Below are 22836 nucleotides of genomic sequence, written 5' to 3'. Positions count from 1 at the left end.
ATGGAAGGGATTCGATCCGTGCCGGACCTGTCCGCGCTGCCGCCCGGGTTCACCTGGGGTGTGGCCACCTCGGCCTACCAGATCGAGGGCGCCGTCGACGTCGACGGGCGCAAGCCGTCCATCTGGGACACGTTCTGCCGGGTGCCCGGGGCGATCGACAACGGCGACACCGGCGACGTCGCCTGCGACCACTACCACCGCTGGCCGCAGGACGTGGATCTGTTGCGCCGCCTGGGAGTCGACGCGTACCGCTTCTCGATCGCCTGGCCCCGCATCCTGCCCGACGGCACCGGCACGCCGAACCCGCCAGGCCTTGCCTTTTACGACAGGCTCATCGACAACCTCCTGGCGGCCGGCATCGAACCGTTGGTCACGCTCTACCACTGGGACCTGCCGCAGGCGCTGCAGGAAAAGGGCGGCTGGCCGTCCCGGGACACCGCCGCGGCCTTCGCTTCGTACGCCGAGATCGTGGCCGGCGCATACGGCGACAGGGTGAAAACGTGGAACACGGTCAACGAGCCGCTGTGCTCCGCGTGGATCGGCCACCTCGAGGGCAAGATGGCGCCGGGTGAACGGGACCTGCGCCGCGCGATCGACACCTCGCACCACCTTCTCCTGGGCCACGGCCTCGCCACGCAGGCCATCCGCGCGGCGGCGAGTCGACCGGCGCAGGTCGGCATCGTGTTCAACCTGAGCCCCATCGAACCGGGCACCGACCGGCCGGAGGACGTCGCCGCCGCCGTGCGCGCGGACGGGCACACCAACCGCTGGTGGCTGGATCCGGTGTTCGGGCGCGGCTACCCGGCCGACATGCTCGACGTCTACGGCATGGAACCCCCGGTCCACTCCGGCGACCTCGACGTGATCGCCACCCCCACGGATCTGCTGGGAATCAACTACTACTTCCGCCAGGTCGTGGTTGACGCCCCTGACGCCGCTGCGCCTTACGCCCGCCAGGTAGAGGTCCCTGGCTCTTCGACGACGGCCATGGACTGGGAGGTCTACGCCGACGGCCTCGAACAGACCCTGGTGCGCGTGCACGAGGAGTACGCACCCGCGCGGATCATGGTGACCGAGAGCGGTTCGGCCTGGTACGACGAGGTCACGCTCACCGAGGTCGTCGACGACAAGGACCGCACGAAGTACAACGACGACCACATCCAGGCCGTCGCGCGGGCCGCCGCACGGGGTGTGCCGGTCGACGGCTACTTCGTCTGGTCGCTGCTGGACAACTTCGAGTGGGCGTACGGGTACGACAAGCGGTTCGGGCTGGTGCACGTCGACTACAAGACGCAGAAGCGCACGCTCAAGGAGAGCGGCCGCCGCTACGCGGACCTCATCGAGTCGTTCAAGCACCCGGCCTGAAAGATGCCCGGGGTCGGTCGTCGTGGGGTCGGCCGGCCCCGCTCCACCTGAGCGCGGGCATTCTGTCGGACCCCCGGTGCATTCTGCGGTGCATGTCCCGAAGCGCCGACGTCCCGGCCGAGCTGCGGTTCGCGCCGTTTCGCGGTTCCGCCGCGATCGCCCACGGTCTCCTCACCCGTGGCCGGCTCGCCGGTCCGAGCTGGCGCCGGCTCTTCGATGACGTCTACATCCACCGGGACGCCCGCGTGGACGCTTATGTCCGCTGCCGGGCCGTCGGACTGCTGCTGCCACCCGGCGCGGCGTTGTCCCACCGGGCGGCGGCGTTCGCCTACGGCGCGGACGTGCTCGGGCCGGAGGATCCCGTCGAGGTGACCGGTGCGTGCCGGCTGCGTACCCGTCCGGGGCTGACGGTCGTCCGATCCGCGCTGGAGCGCACCGACGTGTGGCGGCGCGGCGGGCTGCGGGTCACCTCGCCCGTCCGCACCGCGTTCGACCTGGCCCGCGACCCTGATCTGACGGCCGCCGTGATCCGCGTCGACGCGCTGCTCGGCCGGCGTGCGGTAAAGCCCGAGGCGATCGCGGCCTACCTTGCGGCCCACCCCAACTGGCGCCACGTCCGCCACGCCCGCCAGGCGCTCGCCCTTGCTCGTGAAGGCGTGGAGTCCCCGATGGAGACCCGCCTTCGCCTGACCGTGGTGACGGCCGGCCTGCCCGAACCGGTGGTGCAGCACGACGTCTTCGACGCCGCCGGCCGTTTCGTGGGCCGCCTCGACCTCGCCTATCCGGAGCGCCGCGTGGGTCTGGAGTACGACGGCGACCACCACCGCGGGCGCGACACGTTCCGCCGGGACGCGGTGCGCCTCAACCGCCTCCGCCTGGCCGGGTGGACCGTGCTGCGCTTCACCGCCGACGACCTGACGCACGCTCAGGCGCGGATGCTGGCGCAGATCCGGGCGGCGCTCAAGTAGTGACCCCGGGAACAGGTCACCGGCGGCCGATAACCTGCCTCCGGGGTCAGACCTTCAGCGGGAACCGCCGCTGGAGAGCAGGCGGGCGACGGGGAGCGTGGCGGCGCCCAGGGCCACCGCGTCCTGGCCGAGTTCGCAGAGGACGATCTCCGTCTGCGCGAACGGCTGCCGCAGCGCGTGCCGCCCGGTGGCGTCGCGGATCTCCGACAGGAACCGTTGCCCGAGCGCCAGTCCGGTCCACCCGCCGAGGACGATCCGCTCGGGGTTGAACAGGTTGATCAGCGTGGCGAACCCGGCACCGAGATAGCCCACGGTCTCGTTGAGGACCGAGGCGGCGGCCTCCGACGGGGACTGCACGAGGGCGCTGATCGCCGATTCCTCGTCGGGTGCGTCGACGGCGTGGCCGTAGCGGTCGAGGATCGCCTCCGCGCCGACGTACGCCTCGAGGCAGCCGCGCGAGCCGCACCGGCACTCCCGCCCGCCGTACACGATCGTGGTGTGGCCCCATTCGCCGGCGCTGCTGTGAAACCCGCGATAGCTGACCCCGTCGGCGACGACGGCCGCGCCGACACCGGAGCCGACGAGCGCGATGACGGCGTGCCGCGCACCCCGCCCGGCGCCGAACCACATCTCGGCCTGGCCGAGCGTCTTCGCGCCGTTGTCCACGAGAACGGGCAGGTCCGTCCCGCGGCGCAGCATGGCGCCGAGCGGCACCGCGTCCCAGCCCAGGGTCTGGGCGTGCACGACGGCGTCGTCGGGGCGTTCGACGACGCCGGAGACGGCCACGCCGACGCCGAGCACGCGCGCGGGGTCGACCCCGGCCTGGCGGATCACCGTGTGCAGCCCGTCGAGCACGCGGGCGACGACCTCGTCGGGCTGCCGTCCGGTGGACTCCAGGGCGTTGTCGGCCTTGGCGCGGGCGGTCATGGACATGTCGAAGAGTTCGACCTGGACGCGGGTCTCGCCGACATCGACGCCCACCACGTAGCCGAACTCGGGCGCCACGCGCAGCAGCACCCGCGGCCGGCCGCCGTCGGACTCGACCTGGCCGGCCTCCTCGACGAGGCCCTCGTCGACCAGTTCGCCGACGAGGTTGCTGACGCTCGCCTGGCTCAGCGCGGTGCTCTGCACGAGGTCGTAGCGGCTGAGCGGTCCGTCGCGGTAGAGCCGGGTCAGCAGCACCGAACGGTTCGCCCGTCGCATGTCCCGGACCGTCGTGCGCCTCGCGTCCACGTGCGCAGATTAGCGCAGCGCCGTAGGCCCATGCATCAGGGCTTTAATTAAGCCCCGTCGCCCGTTCAGTGCGGCGGCGGTCGCCAGCACGAACAGGTGGAGCACGGCGAAGCCGGTCAGCGCCGTCGCGAGCGGAACCGTGCGGGCCGCGACGCCGATGCCGAGCGCCGGCACCACCATGCCGAGGTAGGAGACGAGGAAGAGACCGGCCAGTGCGGCGGCACGCGCGGCGGGGGCGGCCGTCCGGGCGACGGCACCGACGGCGGCCTTGAACGACAGCCCCGCCCCGGCCCCGGCGACCACTCCCCCGACCAGGAACCACGCGGCGCCGGCCAGGTGCACGCCGGCCGTGAGCGTGAGCACGCCCACCGCCTGGGCGAGCAGTCCGAGGCGGGCCTTCGGGCGTTCGGGGAGGTGGCGGGTGAGGAGTTGGGCGGCCGTGGCGGAGGCGAACACCGCGAAGACGACCGCGCCGGCGAGCGCGCGGGACGGGTGGTGCAGGGTTCCGGCGACGAACGCCGGCGCGAGCGAGGTGAAGAGGCCGAACACGGCGAACGCGGCGAACCCCGCCGCACCGGCGGCCGGACTGCCGAGGGCCACCCGCCGTGCGGGCCTCGCCTGCCGCACCGACACCGTCTCGGGGGTCAGCGCGACCGCGACCGTGCTCAGCACGAGCAGGACGGCGAAGAGCACGTACGGCGTGCGCAGCGGCGCGTCGACGAACTGCGCCAGGAACCCGGCGACGAGCGTGCCGAGGCCGAGCCCGCCCAGATTGGCGGCCGTCGAGACGGTCTCGAAGCGGCGGCCGTTCAGCTCCTGGAGGTAGGCCGTGGCGGTGGAACTGATCACGCCGACGCCGAGGCCGTTCAGGAGGCGGGCGAGCAGCAGCGCCGGCAGCGACGTGGACGTCAGGAAGAGAAGTGCGGCCAGCAGTTCAAGCCCGAGCGCGGGCACCAGAACGGCCCGCCTCCCGACCCGGTCGGACAGCGGCCCGGCGACCAGCAGGCTGGCGACGACGCCGAGCGCGTAGGCGGCGAACACGACGGTGACCGTGAACGTGGAGAACCCCTCCCGCGCCACGTACAGCGGATACAGCGGCGTCGGCACCGTCGAGAACGCCATCGTGGTCAGGAACGCGAACGCGACGGCCCAGAAGCCGGGTGCGGCGGTGCGGACAGGGGCCGGGAGGGCCAGGAGCGTCATGCGTCCAGCCTCCGCAGCGGCGATCATCACCGCCAACGAAAATCACAGCTCACAAGCATCAAGAGAAGTGATACTTGCCGGGTGGAACTGCGCCAGCTCGAGTACTTCGTCGCCGTCGCCGAGGAGCAGCACTTCACCCGCGCCGCCGCCCGGCTGCACGTCGTTCAGTCCGCCGTGTCGGCCGCCGTCAAGGCGCTCGAACGGGAACTCGGCGCGCGCCTGCTCGACCGCAACGCCAAGCGCGTGCTGCTGACCGACGCCGGTGCCGCCCTGCTGCCCCGCGCGCGGGCCGCCCTCGACGCCGCCCGCGACGCCCGGGACGCCGTCGCCGAGGTGCGCGGCGGGCTGCGCGGCACGGTGCGCATCGGCGTCATGCAGTCGGTGCGGCTGATCGACCTGCCGGCGCTGCTCGGCGAGTTCCACCGGCGGCACCCGGACGTGCTGCTGCGCACCACGGCCGCCCCGTCCGGCTCGCGGGGACTCGTCGAGGCGCTCGCCGAACGGCGGCTCGACGTGGCGTTGGTGTCGCTGCCCGGCGCCGCACCGTCCGGCGTGACGCTCAGCGAACTCGCCACCTCCGAGCTGGCTCTGGCCGTTCCCCCGGATCATGTCCTCTGTGGACGGACGTCGGTGGGCATCGCGGAGCTGGCGGGCCTCGACTTCATCGACTCGCCGGTCGGCTACGGCAACCGGTCGGTCGCGGACCGGGCCTTCGCGGCCGCCGGGGTGCGGCGGCGGGTGACCATCGAGATCACCGACATCGCCACGGGCGTCGACCACGTGCGGCACGGGCTCGGCATCGCGCTGCTGCCCCGCTTCGTCCTCGACGACCCGACCGGCGTCCACGTCCTGACCGTCACCGGGGCGGACCTCACCTGGCCGGTTTCGCTGGCCGTGCCCACGGACCGTCCGCCCGGCGCCGCCGCCCGCGCCCTCATCTCCCTTCTCGCCGGAACGACTCCGTAGCCTCCAGCACGACCCGTGCCGATTCCGCCGGCGGCCTGGGCCTGCGGGCGTAATCCGCCGGCGTGCGGCCCAACGGCTCCCGCGCGTCCAGGGGCACACCGCCGTCGATCAGCATTCGGGTCAGTACCGCGTCGTCCGGGCCGCCGACGCGCAACACCAGGTGCAGCGCGTTCTCGCCGCGCTCCGTCGCGGTCGGGTCCGCACCCAGGTCGAGCAGCAGCCGTACCAGGTCGCGCCTGCCGCCCTCGCGCACCACGGTCAGCAGCGGCGTCGCCCCGCCCCACGCGGCGGCGTTCACGTCCGCCCCGGCAGCGACGAGGCGACGGACCAGGGCATCCACGTCGACCGGTTCGACCCCGCCGATGAGGTGCAGCGGCGTCACTCCGGTCCGGGTGCGCGCGATCGACAGGTCCAGCCCGGCGTCGAGCAGCCGGTGCAGTTCGCGCGCGTCGCCGTGCAACGCGGCGCACAGGGCATGCCGGCGAAGCTCGCGCACCGGCTCCGGGTCCGGCGGGCCCGTCGGCGGCTCGTCCGGAGACTCCGGGTGCGGCCGGCGCCAGGCGGTCGTCGCCGCCACGCAGCCGGCCACGGGGCCGCCGAGCGCGGCGAACGCGGCTTCGCGCTCGATCTCCGTCGCGGTGTGGGCGACCGGTACGACGGCGCCGTCGGCGAGGATCACGTCGTGTTCGGTGCCGCCACACGGCACCCGCACCGTCAGCGGCAGCGCCGGCACCGGTGCCACCGGCGGGCGGTACACGTCCGGCGCCGCCCGATGCTCCGGGAACCACGCCGCGCGCACCAGCGGGTGCAGGTTCTCCGGCGCCAATCGCCCGTCCCGCAACAGTTCCAGGTCGAGCGGGCGGACCCAGGCGGCGACGGCGAGCCGCCCCGCCTCCGGCGGCACCCCTTGCCGCAGGGTCGCCGACGCCCGGCCGTCGCGTCGCCCCAGTGCCAGCCAGTACGGCACGGTCCGCGACTCGGCCAGGACGCACAGTTCCGCGCCGTCGGGCAGCCGCGCGACCCGTTCGGCCAGCATCGTGACCATCGCCCGTGGGTCGTCGACCAGCGCCCACCGCTCGGTCGGCGACCAGGCGTCGAAGTCGTGCCAATCCGGCGTGCCGGGCGGCCGCGCCACCGACACGTCGAACCCGGCGTCCCGCCACGCCTCGATCGTCTCGCCCGCCTCCTGCCGCAGCGCCGTCCACTCCGCCAGCCGCACCGGGTCCGAGCCGTCCGGGCAGGAGCCGGGCAGCCGCGCCGCGGTGAGCGGGGTGCCGTCCCGGCGGAAGAACGGCACCCGGTCGCCGCCGCCGACGTGCCGGCGATAGGCGTCGGTGTGCCGCAGGTCCCAGGTGTGCCGCAGTTCCACCCAGTCCGCGAACTGCCACGACGCCCCCGGGTGGGGTTGCAGGCGCAGCACGAGCCGGTGGGGGCGTTCGAAGTCGCGCGACGCCACCAGGTCGACCCGCCGGCCGTAGGTGGCGAGCCGGACGGCGCCGGTCCTCGGCATCCCGTGCCGGCCCCGGGGGAAATGCCAGCGCAGCAGGTCCGGAACGAGGTGCCGCAGATCCTCCGCCAGCGGCCCGGCAACCGCTCCGTCCACTGTGGACAGGTCGAACGCGATGTCCACGCGGGCCGCGTCGCACGCGCCGCGCCAGTCGCCGGCGAGGCGGCGTTGCGTGGCGCGTTCGTACATCCACGCCGGCAGTCCGTAGCGGCGGGCGAGCAGGTGGCCGTCCACGTCAGACCCGCCCGCGGCCGGTGGCCTCAGCGACCGCCGCCGCGCGCAGTATCTCCAGAACCTCCGCCGGCGCCCTGCGCTGCTCGGCCTCGGCCAGCGGCGGGTAGCCCCACCGGCCACCGCGCGTCGCCACCGGCGCACCCGCGTCGATCAGCAGCCGGGCGAGTGCGGCACTGTCCGGTCCGAGCGCCTCGCACATCGCGTGCAGCGCCGTCGCCCCGGACCGGTCGCACGCGGTCGGGTCGGCACCGGCGTCGAGCAACGCCCGCACGGTGTCGAACGCGCCGCCCGCCCGGATGACGGACAGCAGCGCCACGGAACCGTCCCCGGCGCGCGCGTCGACGTCCATGCCTCCGCCGACGAGACGCCGCACCAGCACCGGCCCGTCCGGCACGTCGAAGGCGGCGACCAGGTGCAGCACGCCGTGCCCCTCCGGAGTGCGCACGACGGTCGGATCCAGCCCGGCGTCGAGCAGCCGCGCGAACTCCGGGCCGTCACCGTGCAATGCAAGCAACAGCGCGTGATCGCGTAGTGACCGCACCGCGGAAATTTCCTCCCGCGCCGGCGGTGGCTCGGGAGCGGCCCGACGCCGGGTGCGCACCGGGCCCGGCGGGCGTTCCGGCGGGATGCCGCGCCACCGGTCGATCGCCGTCACGCAGCCGTTCGCCGCGCCGCCGAGGGCCACCACCGTGCGTTCCCGCGCGATCTCGTCGGCGCTGTGCGCGGCCGGCCGCACGCCACCACCGGCGAACGTCACCTCGTGCTCCGTCCCCGAGCACGGCACCCGCACGGTCAGCGGCAGCGCCGCAACGTCGGCCGGCGGCGGCCGGTACACCTCCGGCGGCGCCGGATGCTCCGGGAACAGGGCGGTGCGCACCAACGGGTGCAGCCCCTCCGGCGTCAGCTGCCCGGCGCGCAGCAGGTCCAGATACGGCGGCCGTTCCCACAGCGCACGGGGGATCCGGCCGGTGCCGGTCGGCGGCGACGCGTCCAGGCGCACGAACGGCTGCCGCCCCTCGCGACCCAGCTCCAGCCCGAAGACGTAGGTGTTGCCGGGCGCCACGATGGTGAGCCGTTCGCCCTCGGGCAGCTCGGCGACGCGTGCGGCCACCGCGGTGAACGCCACCCGCGGATCGCCCACCAGCGCCCACTTTTGCGCCGGGGTCCGCGCGTTCGCCGCGTGGAACCGGGCCGTCGACCTGCGCGGCACCGCCAGCGATACCCGGAAACCGGCGTCCTGCCAGGCCCGCGACGTCTCGCCGGACTCGTGCAGCAGCGCCGTCCACTCGGCCCGGGCCGCCGGATCCGCGGACCGCCCCGGATCGGCCGGCGGGAGGGCGTCCGGCGGGAGCGGCGTGCCGTCGCGGTGGAAGAACGGCGTCCGGTCCCCGCCGCCGATCCGGTGCCGGAGCCGGTCGGTGTGCCGGGAGTCCCACAGCGGCCGCAGATCCAGCCAGTCCTGGTCGTCCGGGCGGAACATCAGCGATATCCCGAGGTACACCGAGATGCGGTGCGGGCGGGTGCGGGACCGGCACGCCGTCAGGTCGAGGTGCCGGCCGTAGCAGGCCAGGCGCACCGTCGCGCCGCCGAGCAGCCCCGCGTCGTCCCGGGGGAAGTGCCAGCGCAGCAGATCGGGGACGAGGTGCCGCAGGTCGTCCTCGAGCCGTTGCGCCACCGCCGCGCCGTGCGCCCGGTGCACGCCGGCGAGGTCGATCGCGACGTCCACGCGGGCCGCCTCGCACGCGCCGCGCCGGTCGCCGGCGAGACGGCGTTCGGTGGCGCGCTCGTACATCCACACCGGAAGGCCGTATCGACGGGCGTTCACGTGTGCGTCCACGCGGCCACGCTAGCCCGGCCGCACGACGGGCACCGCCCCGAACGCCACCGTGACACAATCCGCCGCAGTTACGGGAGGGATCGACCGATGAGTGAGCCGCAGGACGACGGCGTGCAGCAGCAGGAGCCGCGGGCCGACAAGCCGGAGCCGGACGGAGCCGCGGAGCCGGGCGCCGCGGACGGGCCGCAGTCGCCCGTTGCGGCGCCGGTGGCCGCCGGCGCGCGGCAACGGGGCGGCCGGCTGCTCGCCCTGCGCGTCGCCTGCGCCCTCCTCGCCGTGCTGGCCGTCGTCACCACCGTCCTGTACGTACGCGAACGCGGCGCCGTCGCCGACGCGAAGCGGGACCTGGCCGCGCGTTCCACCCAGGCGGCCGACCTGCGCGGCCAGCTCGACGACGCCCGCGCCAAGCGCACCGACCTCGAACGCCGCGTCGCCGACCTGGAGGCGAAGGCGCTCGACCCCAAGGGCTACGAACAGATCCAGAAGTGCGTGCGCATGTACGCCGAGATGGAACGCCAACTGGAGGCCGTCCTCAACGACCTGCCCGACGGCGCGGTACTGCCCGAGGGCGCCCAGGTGGAGACGCGCGGCTTCGTCAAGGTGACCGGCCCCAAGGAGTGTGTCGAGGCCGAGAAGTACCTCAAGTAGCGGGCCGGGCGGGTGCGCCGAGCCGCCCTCGCGTCGTCACGACGAGGATCACGGCCGCCGCACCCGCCCCGATCGCCAGCGCGTGCAGCGAGTCCGCGAACGCATCGAGCGACGGGAACATCTCCGCCCACAGCAGCGAGAAGACCGTGTTGACGTTCGCGTGGAACAGCATGATCAGCGGCAGGCTCTCGCCGGTGCGGTTGAACACCCACGTCATGACGACGCTCAGCAGTACCGCGCCGCCGATGAACTCCGCCGCCATCGCCCAGTCGACGTCCGGCCAGCCGGCCCACTCGGTGAGGAAGAGCGGCAGGTGCCAGGCGCCCCACAGCGGCCCGAGGATCAGCGAGCCGGCGAGCGGCCCGTAGCGCGCCTGCAGCCGGGGTTGGGCGAAGTCGCGCCAGCCCGGTTCCTCGGCGACGCCGGTCGTGAGGAACTGCAGCACCAGCAGCGGCAGGTACGCCGCGAGCACACCGAGGGACGGCACGCGCGGCAGGACGCCCAGCGGCAGCGTGGCGAGCACGCACACCGCCGGCACCGCGAACAGCACGGCCAGGTACCAGCGGACGCTCACCCGCCAGCGCACCAGCCGGGCGGCCCACCGGCGCAACCCGGCCCGCCCGTCGGCGACGGCCGTCACGACGAACGCCGCCAGTACCGGCCCGAGGTAGGCACCGGGCAGGATGCCGAGCGTCTGGGAGCTGCCGAGCACGTCGGGCACCCGGAACGGAAGCGCGCCGATGCCGTTGCGGGACAGGATGTACGGGAGCCAGGCGAGCCAGGTGACGGTGTAGGAGAGGGCGAAGTACGCCAGCAGCGGATGTCTTCTCACGCCGCACAGCACAGCGGAGCGGCGCCGGATGTTCACTACGCTCAGTGGTCGAATCCGGGTATAGCCAGCCCTACCCTGACGCTATGCGTGGGGTGCTGGTCGGCGCGGAGGCCGGCGATTAGCGTCGTCGGCGTGGCTCTCACCGCGTTGCTCTCCGTACGGCGCAAGGGGTTCGTCCTGACGCCGTGGCCGTGGCGTTCCGTCGCCTACCTGCTGACCACCGTGCCGGTGGCGTTCGCCGCGGGCGTTCCGATCGCGCTGTTCATGCTGCCGTGGGCGGTGCTGTTCCGGCGACTGTCCACAGGGGACACCTCGCCGGTGGAGGCGTCGGTGCTGCTGGTGCTGGGCTTCCTGCTGGTCGCCGGCGGCGGCCCGCTGGTGGCGCGGCCACTGTCCATTGTGGAGCGGTTCCGGCTGCGGCTCGTCGACGACCGGCCGCTGCCGGCGATGCCCGGGCCCGTCGAGGCCGGCCTGCGACCGTGGCTGCGGTCCGTCTACGGCGGTGCGAGGCCTTCGTGGGAACTGGCGTACGCGGCCGTTCTCGTCACCCTGGTGCCGCTGCTGTACGGGCTGGTGTTCGTGGCGCTGATGCTGATCGTCGTCTGCATCGCGGCGCCGGTGCTGGTGGGCGACGGCCCGGTGACGTTCGGCGTCGCGACGATCGTCACCCCGGCGCAGGCGGTGCCGTACTCGATCGCGGGCGTCGCGGCGCTGCCCGCCGTTCCCTATCTGCTGGCGATCACCGCCGGAGCGCACGGGGCGGCGGCGCGGGCCCTGCTCGGTGCCGGCCCGGGGGCGGCGCTGCGCGCCGAACTCGTGGAGGTGTCCCGCTCCCGGGCACGACTCGCGGGCGCCTTCGAGTCCGAACGCCGGCGCATCGAACGCGACCTGCACGACGGCGCGCAGCAGCGGCTGGTCGGCCTGACCCTGCAGCTGGGCATGGCGAAGCTGGACCTGCCGGAGGGAACGCCCGCGGCCGGCGCGGTCGACTCGGCGCACAGGCAGGCCAAGGAACTGATGGAAGAACTGCGTCAGCTGATCCACGGCATCCGCCCGCAGACCCTGACGGAGCTCGGCCTGCCGGCCGCGCTGCGCGAACTCGCCGACCGCGCCGGCCTGCCCGTCACGGTGCACGCCGCGCTCCCCGCACGGCTGCCCGACCACGTCGAGGCGACGGCGTACTTCGTGGTCGCGGAGGCGCTCACCAATGTGACCCGCCACAGTGGAGCGTCGTCGGCGTCCGTGACGGCGACCGGGGAGGTCGACCGCCTCGTGGTCGAGATCCGCGACGACGGCCGCGGCGGCGCCGATCCGGCGCGCGGCACGGGACTGACCGGCCTGGCCGACCGGGTGGCCGTCGCCGACGGGCGGATGCTGCTGTCCAGCCCGGCCGGCGGCCCGACGCTGCTGCGCGTGGAACTGCCGTCATGACGCCGGTCGAGGTGGTGCTCGCCGAGGACGGCGTGCTGCTCCGCGAGGGCCTCGCCGGACTGCTGGAACGCTTCGGGTTCCGCGTGGTGGCCGCCGTCGGTGACGCGGAGGCGTTGCTGGAGGCGGTCTCCGCGCACCGGCCGGACCTGGTGGTGACGGACATCCGGATGCCGCCCACCTTCACCGACGAGGGGCTGCGGGCGGCGGTGCGGCTGCGGCGCGAGGATCCGGGGCTGGCCGTCGTGGCGCTGAGCCAGTACGTGCAGCACGGCTTCGCGGCCGAACTCCTCGACTCCGCCGACGGGCGCGGCGTCGGCTACCTGTTGAAGGACCGCGTGGTGGACGTGGCGGAGTTCGCCGGCGTGCTGCGGCGGGTCGTCGGCGGCGCCACCGTCATCGACCCGCAGGTGGTGCGGCGCCTGCTCGGGCGGCGGATCGACCCGGTGACCCGGCTGACCGCGCGGGAACGCGAGGTGCTCGCACTGGTCGCCGAGGGCCACTCGAACGCCGCCATCGCCCGCACGCTGAGCCTGTCCGAGGCGGCGATCGGCAAGCACGTCGGGAACATCCTCGCCAAGCTCGACCTGCCGCAGACCGACGACACCAACCGGCGGGTCCTCGCCGTGCTCACGTATCTGCGCGAACGCGGGCCCGAAGGGCCGGGATAGCGGCGAGCAGCGCCAGTGCGCGCAGCGCGCCGGCCACCGGGTAGGCCGTTCGCACGCCCCACTCGTGCGCCACGAACCCGCCCGCCAGCGCCCCCAGCGGGATCAGCCCCCAGCCGATCGTCCGGTACGCGGCGTTGACCCGGCCGAGCAGCTCCGGCGGCACGAGTTCCTGGCGCAGGCTGACGGTGACGACGTTCCAGACGGTGGCGGCGAACCCGGTGAGCGCCAGCAGTCCACAGAGGACTGTCGCGTGTGGACTGAACCCGACGGCGACGTAGCCGACGGAGGCGGTCGCGAGGGAGCCGAGCAGCGCCGGCAGCGAGCCGAGGCGGGCGACGAGCCATGCGCCGGCCGGTCCGCCGAGCAGCGCCCCGCACGCGGCCCCGGCGAGCAGCCACCCGTAGCCGCGCGGGCCGAGGTGCAGTTCCCGCGTGGCGAGCAGGACGAGGGTGACGTTGCCGAGCTGGAAGCAGAACGTGTTGACGCCCAGCAGCACGGCGAGGGTGCGCACCAGCGGGTGCACGTGCCGCAGCCGCACACGCGTCCGTTGTGGACGTTCGGGGCGGGGCAGGCCGCTGACGATGGCCGCCGACGCCGCGAACGACACCGCGTCCACCACCAGCGCACCGGCGCCGAGCAGCCCGCCGAGCGGCGGCCCGAGGAACTGCCGCCCGACGGTGAGCGCGACGGCCTGTCGCCCGTTCGCCCTGTGCAGCAACGGTTTCGGCACCAGGGCCGGCAGGAGGGCCTGCGCCGCGTTCTCGGCCACCACCGCACACGCCCCGAGCGCGAACGCCCCCACGGCGAGCACCGCCACGCTCGCGTGCCCGGTGAGCGCCAGCCCGGCCAGCACACCGGCGACGGCCGCCTGAACGGCCTGCGCCCGCCACATCAGCCCGACCCGTTCGTGGCGGTCGACCAGCGCACCGGCGGGCAGCGACAGCAGCAGCCAGGGCAGGTACCCGGCCGCCGCCACCAGTGACACCAGCCGCGGATCCCCGGTGGCCCCGACCGCCAGCAACGCAACCGCCGCCGCGCTCGCCCCGTCCCCCACGCTGTTGACACCGGTGGCCCACCACAGTCGACGCATGCCGGGAATCCTGGGCCGCGGTGCGCCGGGGCGACATGATTGAGCCCATGGCTACATCCGTCCGGTTGGAGGTGGCGGACCTCGCCCGCACGCGGTTCGCCGTCTCGCCGCTGTCCGAGACGATCAGCGGCCTGCAACTGCTGGGCGGGCGCGGCCGGCAGGCGACCAGCCTGCGCTGGATCCGTTGGGCCACCGAGGAGATCGCCGGCCGGCCGCTCGCGCTCCCGGGCACCTGGCCGCTGATCGTCAACGACCGGCCGAGCTGGCCGCAGTTCCTGCTCCCCGCGCCGGAGGGGCCGGGCACGACGATCGACGGGGAGCTGGCCGCCATGCGCCGCACCACCGCGCGGCAGGTGCGCGCCAGCCTCCGCCGCGTCTTCGGCGACGATCTGCCGGAGGCGGCGTCCGCGTTGAGTTCGCGTCCCGCCGCCGGCCTGCGCGCCGTCGCGGCGGAGCTGCGTTCCTCGTGGGAACGCCTCATCGCGCCGCACTGGCAGCGCCTGCGCGCCGTTCTCGACGCCGACATCGCTTACCGTGCAAGACAATTGGCCCGGGGCGGAGCCGAACGCCTCTTCGCCGACCTGCATCCCGACGTCTCCTGGCGGGACGGCGTGCTGACGGTGGCGCACCCCGGCCCCGACCGCGTCGTGACGGCGGCGGGCGGCCTGGTGCTGCTGCCGGTGGTGCTCGGCCCTGCGGGCGTTCTCGTCAAAGGCAGAACGACCACCCGGACCACCGTGCGCTACCCCGCCCGCGGCGCCGGCGCCCTCTGGAGCGCCGGCACCCGTACCGTGCCCGGCAGCGCTGTCCGCCTGTTGGGACGCCCGCGCGCCGGCCTGTTGGAGGCGCTCCGCTCGCCCGCCACCACAACGGATCTGGCCCGCGCCCTGAACGTCACCCCGAGCGCGGTGTCCCAGCATCTGGCGGTGCTGCGGGACAGCGGCCTCGTGGCGGGCGAGCGCACCGGCCGCGCCGTCCTGTACCTGACCACCGAACGCGGCCTGGCCCTGCTGGATCCCGCCGCAGCGGCGCCCCCTACCGCGCGCGCAACCCGTCGAGCACCAGGGTGAGCACCTCGCCCGCCTGGTCCCGGCCGGCCGGCTCGCCGTGCGCGACGAAGATGCCATGCATGGCCATCAGCACGGCCGCGGCGCCGATGTCGTCGCGGATGCCGCCGTCGGCGACGGCCGCGGCCAGCAGGTCGGCGACCGCGCGGTGCATCGCCCGGCCGCCTTCGGCCATGGCCTCGTCCCGGGTCGCCATGACCGCGGCGAGCGTCCGCGCGAGGCCCTCGTTGGAGAACAGGTAGTCGACGAGGCCGCGCAGGAAGGCCGCGAGCGCGTCCGCCCCGGGAAGGGTGGCCCGCAGCTCGTCGGCGCGGGCGCAGATCGCGGTGATCTCCTCCTGGTAGACCGCCTCGGCGAGGGCCTCCCGGGTGGGGAAGTGACGGTAGAGCGTGCCGGTGCCGACGCCGGCCAGTTGCGCGAAGTCGTCGAAGCGCAGGTCGTAGCCGCCGGCGGCGAAGACCTCCCGGGCCTTGGCGACCAGGGCGTCGCGGTTGCGCCGGGCGTCGGCGCGCAGCGGCTTGTCGGCGGTCATGCGACACCTCCCGTTGACAAGTGGAGACAGTCTCCATATCGTCGAAGTGGAGACGATCTCCAATTATAGGCACGAGGTGCGGCGTGAAGATCCTGATGTTCGGCCGGGGCGTCATCGCCGCGATCTACGGGTGGGCCCTGGAGCGGGCCGGTCACGAGGTGGAGTTCTACGTGCGGCCGGGGCGCGCGGCGCAGTACGGCGACGCGATCGATCTCGACCTGCTCGACACCCGGCGCAGGTGGCGCGGCGAGCCGGTGACCCAACGGTGGCCCGTGCGCTACCGCGAGACGCTGGAGCCGGACCACGACTTCGACCTCATCGTGCTGAGCGTCCAGCACTACGGCTTCCCGGCGGCGGCGCGGTTCCTCGGGCCGCGGGTGGGCAACGCCACGGTGCTCGTCTTCAACAACCTCTGGACCGAGCCGCTGACGGCGATCGACGCCCTCCCCGCCGACCGGGTGGCGTGGGGCTTCCCCGGTGCCGGCGGCGGCTTCGACGACGACGGCGTGCTGCACGGCTCCCTGCTGCCCGTGGTCTTCTTCGGCACCCTCGACCGGCCGCCGACCGCCCGCGAACGGGCGGTGCGCGACGCGTTCCGCGCGGCCCGGTTCCGGATCCAGGAGCGGGAGGACTTCCGCGGCTGGCTCGCCCTCCACTTCGTGCAGAACGCGGGCATGCACACGCAGAGCCTCCGACTGGGCTCGCTCGGCAAGATGGCCGGTGCGCGACACAGCGTTCGCGAGATGGTGCTCGCCACCCGCGAACTGCTGCCGCTGGTCGAGGCGCGCGGTGTCGACCTGCGGCGGCACCGCGGCGACCTGCTGCTCTTCCGCGCGCCGGTGTGCGTGACGGCGCCGGCGCTCGCCCTCCTGTTCGGGCGGTTCAAGCCGGTGCGGATGGTGATGGAGGCACACGCCAACCCCGAGGAACTGCGCGCCGTCTGCCGCGACACCCTGGCCGAGGCGCGCCGGTTGGGCGTGGAGGTGCCGCGACTGGCCGCCGCCGAGCCCTACTTCGCCGCCGGGAGCAAGAGCTAGCCGCCGAGCGCCGCCACCGCCTCGCGCACCACCCGCCGGAACCGGTCGTCCTCCCACGGCAGGTCGTGATAGCCGCCGTCGCGCACGACCCGGCGTTCCTGCGCGGCGAGTGCGGCCAGGGCGGGCGCGGCGTCCCGGGCGTCCAGCGCCACGAGCAGGCGCACCGCCGGAGTGCTGCCCTGACCGGCCGCGTCCAGCAGCGGCCCGGCGAGTTCGTCCGGACCGGCACCGAGCCGGCGCAGCGCGTGTGCCGCGGCGACCGTCTGGTGCGGCCGCCGGATCGCGAGCATCGTGCGCAACAGCGGTGCGGCGTCCACAGTGGACTCCGGGGGGAACTCCGCCAGCAGCTCGGCCGCCGCCGACGCGACGTGGTCGAGCCCGCGCAGCACGGTGCGGAGCACCGGCACCAGCGGCTGCGCGTCACCCGTCAACGACCACTCCAGCCGTGCCGCGTGCACCCGAAGCCGGCGGCTGTCGTGGTCGTCCCCGGACGCGGCCACCAACGATCGCACGGTGGGCAGCAGGGGTGCGGCGGCCGGCCCGGCGTCGGCGAGCAGGCGCAGCCGGTACCCGATGTCCGGGCGGGGCGGCCGGTCCAGCGCGGCCCGCGCGGCCGCCAGGAGGTCCGCCGGGTCGCCGGTCAGCCGCAGCACCGCGTGCCCGCAGGAAACGTCGCCGCCGCGCGCCCGCTCGCGCAGCGCCGGCAGCGCGTCGACGGCCCCGACGGCGGCCAGCGCGGCCGGCACGGCGGTCGGCTCGACGTTCCAGGCGAGGCGCAGCTCCGGGACGGCGGCGGCCGCGGCCGGCCCCCAGGAGGCGACCAGCTCCACGAGGTCGCGGAGGTTCTTGCCGCCCTGCAACCTTTCCATGATGCCCATCGGGCGGGTCGCCGCCGGGTCGGCCAGCCGGCGCCGCACCGCCGCGAGCAGTGCCCCGTCGAACGGGACCGGCACGATCGCGCCGAGCGCACCGGCGGCGAGGCGGGGCTGCGCGCCGGCGTCGAGCACCGCCGCCAGCAGCGCGGGCGCCGCCGGATGCCCGAGCCGCACCAGCGTGTCCACGGCCGTGCCGCGTTCCTGCCCCGCGTCGGGCCGCTCGGCGAACGCGGCCAACGCGTCGGCGACCCCGGCCGCCGCCTCGCCGAGTCCGTACGCGGCCCGCGCGGCAGCCGCCCGCACGTGCGGATCGGCCGCGCCGAGACAGGTGCGCACGTGCCGTGCCGCGTTCGCCGCCGCCGCGCGGTTGTCCCGGGCGAACGACTCCAGCACCCCGAGCACCTGCGACGCGTCGGGTGTCCTGGCGAGCACCGCCGCGACGAGCGCGTCCGCCGCCCCGGGCCCGAGGTGGCGCAGCAACTGCTCCAGCGGCTGCCGCGCGGTGAACCAGGGGCCGGACGCGGGAACGCCCGAGCCGAACGCCTCCGCGAGCGGGCCCATCGCCTCGGCCGGCACGGTCAGGCCCAGTCGGGTGTAGGTGTGAGCCGCACAAAGCCGTTCGACCGCGGAACCGGACATGACGACGGCCCGCAGCCGGTCCGCGGCGCCGCGCCGGTCGTGCATCGCCAGGCCCGGCAGCAGCGCGGCCCGCACCGCCGGATCCTCCTCGACCGCCCACCGCGCCTCGAGCGCGTCCGCCCCGTGCGGCCCGGCCCACGCCAGCGCGTAGGCCGCGGCGGCACGCACCCGCGGGTCCGGGTCGGCGAGCAGCTCGACGAACGGTCCACTGTGGACGGCCACGGCCGCCCGCACCGCGTCCCGCTGCGCGCCGTCGACCTGATCCGGGTCGCACAGCCCGCCCAGGGTGCACAACAGATGGTCCCGCTGGTGCACACCCGGCGTCGCGGCCAGCTCCACCAGGAACGGCACCACCTCCGGCGTCACCGGGTAGACGGTGCCCTGGTGCCAGAAGCTGGAACCGATCTCGAAGCGCCCCTCGTCCGCGGTCTCCGGATCCGGTGACGCGACGGCCCGCAGGATGTCGGGCGCCTCCGTGCAGGGACCGTAGGCCCCGTCGAACGCCGCCCAGTCGACATCGTCGAGCCCCGCCAGAACCACCCGCGGGATCCTACCGGCCGGCCCCGTGCACCAGTGCCCGGCACGCCTCCCGGTCGTACGGCAGCCCGGCGCGCCGGAACACCAGCCCGGCGTTGCCGAACCCCGGGTTCCACAGGTCCGCGTTGTCCACGAGCGCGCCCAGATACCGCCGCTGCGCCGCCGTGAACGGCTCGGCCGGCCCGTCCGCGAAGAACGCCCGCAGCAGCGGCCCCCACTCGGCGTCCACGGTGAACAGCGTGGCGATCCGCGCGACGGCCACCGCCGCCGGGAGCAGCCGGTCGGTCTCCTCGACCCGGGCGATCGCCGCATTGACCAGCGAGAAACGCAGCCGCGTGCGCACCTGCGGGAGCCGGCGGTCGAACCAACGGTCGGTGGCCGCCGGATCGGCGAGCGCGGCCAGGATCTCGGCGGTGGCGGCCGGGTCGCCGGCCAGCGCGGGTGCGAGCGCCGCGCAGGCCCGCACGCCGGGATGCGGGTCGGCGAGATGCCGCGCCGGCCGCAGGCCGAGGTCCCCGACGGCGAGCACGAGCGCGGCCCGCTCGTGCGGCTCCCGCGCCGCCGCGGCGAGAGCGTCGAGCCGCTCCCCCAGCCAGGCGTTCCGCTCGGGACCGTCCGCCGGCACGGGCACGTCGCCGGGCGCGGCCGTGCCGCAGGCGCCCACGGCGTGCGCGGCGGCCGCCCGCACGGCCGGTTCGGGGTCGGCGAGGGCGGAGACGGCGGTCGCCAGCAGGGTCGGCACGATCGCGCGACAGCCGAGCTTGGCGCGGGCGTACAGCGCGCCGCCCAGCACCTCGTCGCCCCAGATCGCCTCCTCGTCGTCGGACTCCACCGCCTCGGCCAGCAGCGCGTCGATGTCGACCCCGGGCGGCGCGGCCATCGCCTCCAGGTCGCCGCCGCCCTCGCCCGCCTCGGCGACGGCGGCGAGGAAGTCGAGCAGGGTCGCGCGGAGGTCCGCCCGGTCCGGGCCGGCGAGCCGGGAATCGCCGACCAGCGCGGCGATCTCGAGCGCGGCCGGCGGGGTGGCGGTCCAGGGCGTGCCCTGGTGGATCACGGCCGAACGCAGGTGCCGCAACGCCGCGCTGTGCGCGGCCGGGTCGTCGCCGGCGAGGGCGGCCAGGTGTCCGGGCGTGTCCGTGGCGGGGCCGTACGCGTGGAACAGGGCGCCGTAGTCCGTCACGCGAGCACCGTACTCAACCACGCGGCCGTCGCCCCAGGTCGGCGTCGCCGGCCGGGAGCGAGCCGCGGCACGCCCGCCGTCACGGTGACAGCGGACCCGGCCGTGTCAGCCCAGCGCCCGGTCCAGCGCCTCGTCGGCCGGGCACGGCAGGTCGGGCGGCACACCCGTGCCCTCCCAGTTGCCGCCCGAGACCGCGTCGACGACGCGGGCGTTCGGCACGTGGGCCAGCACCGTGGGCGCGAGCCGGACCGGCAGCACGTGGTCGGCGGCCCCGGGCGTCGCCTCGCCGATCACCCGGACCCGCCCGCGGCTGCGCAGGTGGTAGGCGAGCGCCTCCCCCGAGGAGAACGTTCCCGGGCCGACCAGCACGTCGACGTCCTGGCGCAGGGCCGTTCCGGGCGGGCGCTCCGGGGTCCACCACTGGCGCACGCGGTCGCGGTACACCACGTCGGAGAGCTTGACGGAGGCGTCGCCGAGCAGCCACCCGGCGATCAGCGCGACGGTGCCGGGGTCGCCACCGCCGTTGCGGCGCAGGTCCAGCACGATGCGCCCGGCCCCGCGCAGCAGGCCGAACGCGGCGTCCACGTAGGGCTGCGCGAGGCCCACCGCGTCGAGGCCGTCGATCCGCAGGAGGCCGGTGCCGTCGGGGAGGCGTTCCACCCGCGTCACGTTCGCCGCGCGGCGCCGCACGTCGTCCGGGTCGGGCGGGGGCCACGCGGGTTCGTCGGCGGTGGGCGCCTCTTCGCCGGCCGGATCCGCTTCCGTGCGGGCCGGGTCGGGCTCATCGCCGGGCGGGTGGGGCTCGGTGGCGGGCGGGTCGGGGAAGAGGGCCACGTGGCGGGAGACGGTCCAGGCGAGGCGTTCGACCTCGGCGAGGCGTTCGGCGGTCGCCGGGCGGTCGTCGCCGCCGAAGCCGGCGCGCAGGGTGGCGATCAGGGCGTCGCGGCGCTCGTCGGGCGGCATGAGGCGGTCGCACCAGGCGACGAGCCGGCCGGCGACGTCGCCGACGGTCAGGGAACCCATCGCCCGACCGTAGATCACGGCACAATGCTCCGATGGAACTGCGTCCCGCGCTCACCCCGCCGGCCGTGACACCCGCCCGCGTCGCCGCGCTCGCGGAGACCATCACGCGCATCGCCGCGCTGCTGGCCGACGGCCTGCCCGCCGACGCGGAACTCGCGGCGTTCCGCGCCGACACCGGCCACGTGTACACGGCCGAGGAGTTCCTGGCGTCGGCGCACGCGCGGGAGGTGGCGGAGTTCGCCCGCGAGGTGGCCCGGCCGGCGTGGCTCCGGGTACCCGACATCACCCGCGACGAACTGGTCGAGATCGTCCGCCGCGTCCAGGACGGCGGCGGCGACGCGGAGTTCTACCTGCGGCTGCTGGAGGCGAACGTGGTCCACCCGCGGGTCGCCGACCTGATCTTCTACCCCGCGGATGACGACGACTCGCCCGAACGCGTCGTCGACGAGGCCCTCCGCTACCGCCCGATCGAGCTCTGACCCTCGGGGAGGACCACCGCGCGCAGGGCGTCGCGCAGCTGCCGCGCGCCGCGTTCGCCCAGCGGGGCGAGGAACTCCCGCTCCGCCCGGTCGCTCGCCTCGGTGGCCCGCTCGAGCGTCTCCGTGCCGGCCCCGGTCAGCTCGACGACGTTGCGCCGCCGGTCCTCCGGGTGCGGCCGGCGCGCCACCAGTCCCTTGCGTTCGAGGGTGTCGAGCAGGGCCACCATCGTCGTGCGGTCGACGCCCAGCCGCTGCGCCACCTGCTGCTGGGACTGCGGCTCGTGTCCGGCGATGACCAGCAGGACGCCCAGCTCACGCCCGTCCACCCCGAACGGCGTCAGCGCCTTCTCGTTCAGCTCGGCCATCCGGTACTGGGCGTGCTTGAGCAGATAACCGAGCCGGCCGCTCGCCGCATGACCACTGGACACCACCGGATCATATAGCTAGCCTGACCGTCAGCTGTACTGACGATCAGCACAGCAAACAGAAAGGACGCCCCGATGATCCTGGTTACCGGAGGGCTCGGCTTCATCGGCTCGCACACCGTGCGGGCCCTGCTCGACCTCGGCGAGGAGTGCGTACTCGTCCAGCGCCGTGCCGCCGACGCCGACCTGCCGCACGGCGCGACCGCCGAGCGGGCCGACATCACCGACCTGGACGCCCTGCGCACCGTCGGCGCCCGCCACAAGATCACCGGCATCGTGCACCTCGCCGGTTCGATGCCCTGGCCGCCCGCCGACGACGCGCCCGTGGAGGCCGCCCGCAAGGCGCTGGGCGGACTGTTCAACCTGGTGCAGGTCGCGCAGGAGTGGGACGTCCGGCGGCTCGGCATCGCGAGCACCATCGGGGTCTACGGCGGCGTCACCGCCGGGAGGTTCACCGAGGACCTGCCGCTGCCGATGACGTCGGGGCACGTGATCCCGGCGTTCAAGAAGATCGGCGAGCTGCTCGGCGACCACCTGGCGGGGGTGACCGGCCTGGAGATCGTCAACTACCGGATCTCCGCGATCTGGGGCCCGAACGGACGCCTTGCCGACCCGTTCTTCCCCGCGCCGCAGCTCGTGCACGCCGCCGCACGCGGCACCGCCCCGGACCTGTCGACGCTGCTGGCCCCGGCGCACACCGGCGACGCGATCGACCTCTGCTACGTGCGCGACTGCGGCCGGGCGATCGCGCTGCTGCAGCTCGCCGGGCACCTCAACCACCGCACGTACAACGTCGCGACCGGCCGGGTCACCACCAACGCCGAGCTGATCGCCGCCATCCGCGAGGTCGTGCCGGATGCCCGGATCGACCTGCCCGAGGGCCCGGGGACGAGCTGGAGCCCGCTGGACATCACCCGGGCACAGGCGGACACCGGCTACCGGCCGGAGTGGGACGTCACCCGCGCCGCGGCCGACTACGTCGCGTGGCTGCGCGCCGGAAACCCCCGGTAGTCAACGATCTTGCAGTTGTGGTGGCGACACCACGGGGCAAAACCGGGCG

The 22836-nt window shown here is 74.9% G+C and carries 21 protein-coding genes; 10 read left to right on the top strand and 11 right to left on the bottom strand.

Going from position 1 to position 22836, the window contains the following annotated elements; all coding sequences use genetic code 11:
- The gene (locus tag Val02_RS01825; RefSeq protein ID WP_203897055.1) at positions 1 to 1365 is read left to right on the top strand and encodes a GH1 family beta-glucosidase; all 1365 of its coding nucleotides are present in this window, start codon (positions 1 to 3) and stop codon (positions 1363 to 1365) included.
- Positions 1366 to 1457: 92 nt separating this feature from the next.
- Positions 1458 to 2333: a DUF559 domain-containing protein gene (locus Val02_RS01820; protein ID WP_203897054.1), complete on the top strand. Its 876-nt coding sequence runs from the start codon at positions 1458 to 1460 to the stop codon at positions 2331 to 2333.
- A 54-nt stretch (positions 2334 to 2387) separates the two neighbouring features.
- Here Val02_RS01820 and Val02_RS01815 read toward each other — a convergent pair whose 3' ends face one another.
- Positions 2388 to 3566: an ROK family transcriptional regulator gene (locus Val02_RS01815; RefSeq protein ID WP_203897053.1), complete on the bottom strand. Its 1179-nt coding sequence runs from the start codon at positions 3564 to 3566 to the stop codon at positions 2388 to 2390.
- A gap of 9 nt (positions 3567 to 3575) precedes the next feature.
- On the bottom strand, positions 3576 to 4769 hold the full coding sequence (locus Val02_RS01810; RefSeq protein ID WP_239151503.1) for an MFS transporter: 1194 nt from the start codon (positions 4767 to 4769) through the stop codon (positions 3576 to 3578).
- 81 nt (positions 4770 to 4850) lie between these two features.
- Between Val02_RS01810 and Val02_RS01805 the strand changes: the two genes are divergently transcribed.
- Entirely contained in the window at positions 4851 to 5735 is an 885-nt protein-coding gene (locus Val02_RS01805) for a LysR family transcriptional regulator (protein ID WP_203897051.1), read from the top strand.
- Here the strand turns inward: Val02_RS01805 and Val02_RS01800 are convergent.
- Together Val02_RS01800 and Val02_RS01795 are read right to left on the bottom strand one after the other, a co-directional pair.
- Positions 5704 to 7476, bottom strand: a complete 1773-nt coding sequence (locus Val02_RS01800) for a hypothetical protein (RefSeq protein ID WP_203897050.1) — start codon at positions 7474 to 7476, stop codon at positions 5704 to 5706. The genes Val02_RS01805 and Val02_RS01800 overlap by 32 nt on opposite strands.
- Before the next feature lies 1 nt (position 7477).
- Complete coding sequence (locus Val02_RS01795) at positions 7478 to 9313, bottom strand: ankyrin repeat domain-containing protein (protein ID WP_203897049.1); 1836 nt, start codon at positions 9311 to 9313, stop codon at positions 7478 to 7480.
- Between the two features lie 87 nt (positions 9314 to 9400).
- Here Val02_RS01795 and Val02_RS01790 point away from each other — a divergent pair, with 87 nt between their 5' ends.
- Positions 9401 to 9961, top strand: coding sequence for a hypothetical protein (locus Val02_RS01790; RefSeq protein WP_203897048.1), 561 nt, complete (start codon positions 9401 to 9403; stop codon positions 9959 to 9961).
- Here the strand turns inward: Val02_RS01790 and Val02_RS01785 are convergent.
- Positions 9954 to 10793 carry a CPBP family intramembrane glutamic endopeptidase gene (locus tag Val02_RS01785; RefSeq protein ID WP_203897047.1) on the bottom strand — a complete coding sequence of 280 codons (840 nt, stop codon included), beginning with the start codon at positions 10791 to 10793 and terminating at the stop codon, positions 9954 to 9956. The genes Val02_RS01790 and Val02_RS01785 overlap by 8 nt on opposite strands.
- 132 nt (positions 10794 to 10925) lie before the next feature.
- Between Val02_RS01785 and Val02_RS01780 the strand changes: the two genes are divergently transcribed.
- Complete coding sequence (locus Val02_RS01780; RefSeq protein ID WP_239151485.1) at positions 10926 to 12224, top strand: sensor histidine kinase; 1299 nt, start codon at positions 10926 to 10928, stop codon at positions 12222 to 12224.
- Positions 12221 to 12892, top strand: a complete 672-nt coding sequence (locus tag Val02_RS01775; protein ID WP_203897045.1) for a response regulator — start codon at positions 12221 to 12223, stop codon at positions 12890 to 12892. Before Val02_RS01780 ends, Val02_RS01775 begins: the two co-directional genes overlap by 4 nt.
- On the opposite strand, the gene Val02_RS01770 is transcribed toward Val02_RS01775, so the two are convergent.
- Positions 12852 to 13982 carry an MFS transporter gene (locus tag Val02_RS01770; protein WP_203897044.1) on the bottom strand — a complete coding sequence of 377 codons (1131 nt, stop codon included), beginning with the start codon at positions 13980 to 13982 and terminating at the stop codon, positions 12852 to 12854. The genes Val02_RS01775 and Val02_RS01770 overlap by 41 nt on opposite strands.
- 47 nt (positions 13983 to 14029) lie before the next feature.
- Here Val02_RS01770 and Val02_RS01765 point away from each other — a divergent pair, with 47 nt between their 5' ends.
- A complete protein-coding gene (locus tag Val02_RS01765) occupies positions 14030 to 15052 on the top strand; it encodes a DUF5937 family protein (RefSeq protein ID WP_203897043.1) in 1023 nt (340 codons plus the stop codon).
- On the opposite strand, the gene Val02_RS01760 is transcribed toward Val02_RS01765, so the two are convergent.
- Positions 15018 to 15581 carry a TetR/AcrR family transcriptional regulator gene (locus Val02_RS01760; protein ID WP_203897042.1) on the bottom strand — a complete coding sequence of 188 codons (564 nt, stop codon included), beginning with the start codon at positions 15579 to 15581 and terminating at the stop codon, positions 15018 to 15020. The two genes, Val02_RS01765 and Val02_RS01760, sit on opposite strands and share 35 nt — an antisense overlap.
- 83 nt (positions 15582 to 15664) lie before the next feature.
- Here Val02_RS01760 and Val02_RS01755 point away from each other — a divergent pair, with 83 nt between their 5' ends.
- Complete coding sequence (locus Val02_RS01755; protein WP_203897041.1) at positions 15665 to 16618, top strand: ketopantoate reductase family protein; 954 nt, start codon at positions 15665 to 15667, stop codon at positions 16616 to 16618.
- Here the strand turns inward: Val02_RS01755 and Val02_RS01750 are convergent.
- The 3 genes from Val02_RS01750 to Val02_RS01740 form a co-directional block, all read right to left on the bottom strand.
- Positions 16615 to 18672 (bottom strand): HEAT repeat domain-containing protein, encoded by a 2058-nt coding sequence (locus tag Val02_RS01750; protein ID WP_203897040.1) that lies wholly within the window; start codon positions 18670 to 18672, stop codon positions 16615 to 16617. The two genes, Val02_RS01755 and Val02_RS01750, sit on opposite strands and share 4 nt — an antisense overlap.
- Positions 18673 to 18682: 10 nt before the next feature.
- On the bottom strand, positions 18683 to 19849 hold the full coding sequence (locus Val02_RS01745) for a hypothetical protein (protein ID WP_203897039.1): 1167 nt from the start codon (positions 19847 to 19849) through the stop codon (positions 18683 to 18685).
- A 105-nt stretch (positions 19850 to 19954) separates the two neighbouring features.
- Positions 19955 to 20872: a S41 family peptidase gene (locus tag Val02_RS01740; protein ID WP_203897038.1), complete on the bottom strand. Its 918-nt coding sequence runs from the start codon at positions 20870 to 20872 to the stop codon at positions 19955 to 19957.
- 32 nt (positions 20873 to 20904) lie between these two features.
- Between Val02_RS01740 and Val02_RS01735 the strand changes: the two genes are divergently transcribed.
- Positions 20905 to 21351 carry a bacteriocin immunity protein gene (locus Val02_RS01735; RefSeq protein WP_203897037.1) on the top strand — a complete coding sequence of 149 codons (447 nt, stop codon included), beginning with the start codon at positions 20905 to 20907 and terminating at the stop codon, positions 21349 to 21351.
- Here Val02_RS01735 and Val02_RS01730 read toward each other — a convergent pair.
- Positions 21330 to 21779, bottom strand: coding sequence for a MarR family winged helix-turn-helix transcriptional regulator (locus Val02_RS01730; protein ID WP_239151473.1), 450 nt, complete (start codon positions 21777 to 21779; stop codon positions 21330 to 21332). The two genes, Val02_RS01735 and Val02_RS01730, sit on opposite strands and share 22 nt — an antisense overlap.
- Before the next feature lie 72 nt (positions 21780 to 21851).
- Between Val02_RS01730 and Val02_RS01725 the strand changes: the two genes are divergently transcribed.
- A complete protein-coding gene (locus Val02_RS01725; protein ID WP_203897036.1) occupies positions 21852 to 22787 on the top strand; it encodes an NAD-dependent epimerase/dehydratase family protein in 936 nt (311 codons plus the stop codon).
- The last annotated feature ends 49 nt before the right edge of the window (positions 22788 to 22836 follow it).

The sequence above is a fragment of the Virgisporangium aliadipatigenens genome (genome assembly GCF_016863615.1).
Lineage (GTDB): Bacteria > Actinomycetota > Actinomycetes > Mycobacteriales > Micromonosporaceae > Virgisporangium > Virgisporangium aliadipatigenens.
This window is presented reverse-complemented; position numbering and strand designations above follow the sequence as displayed.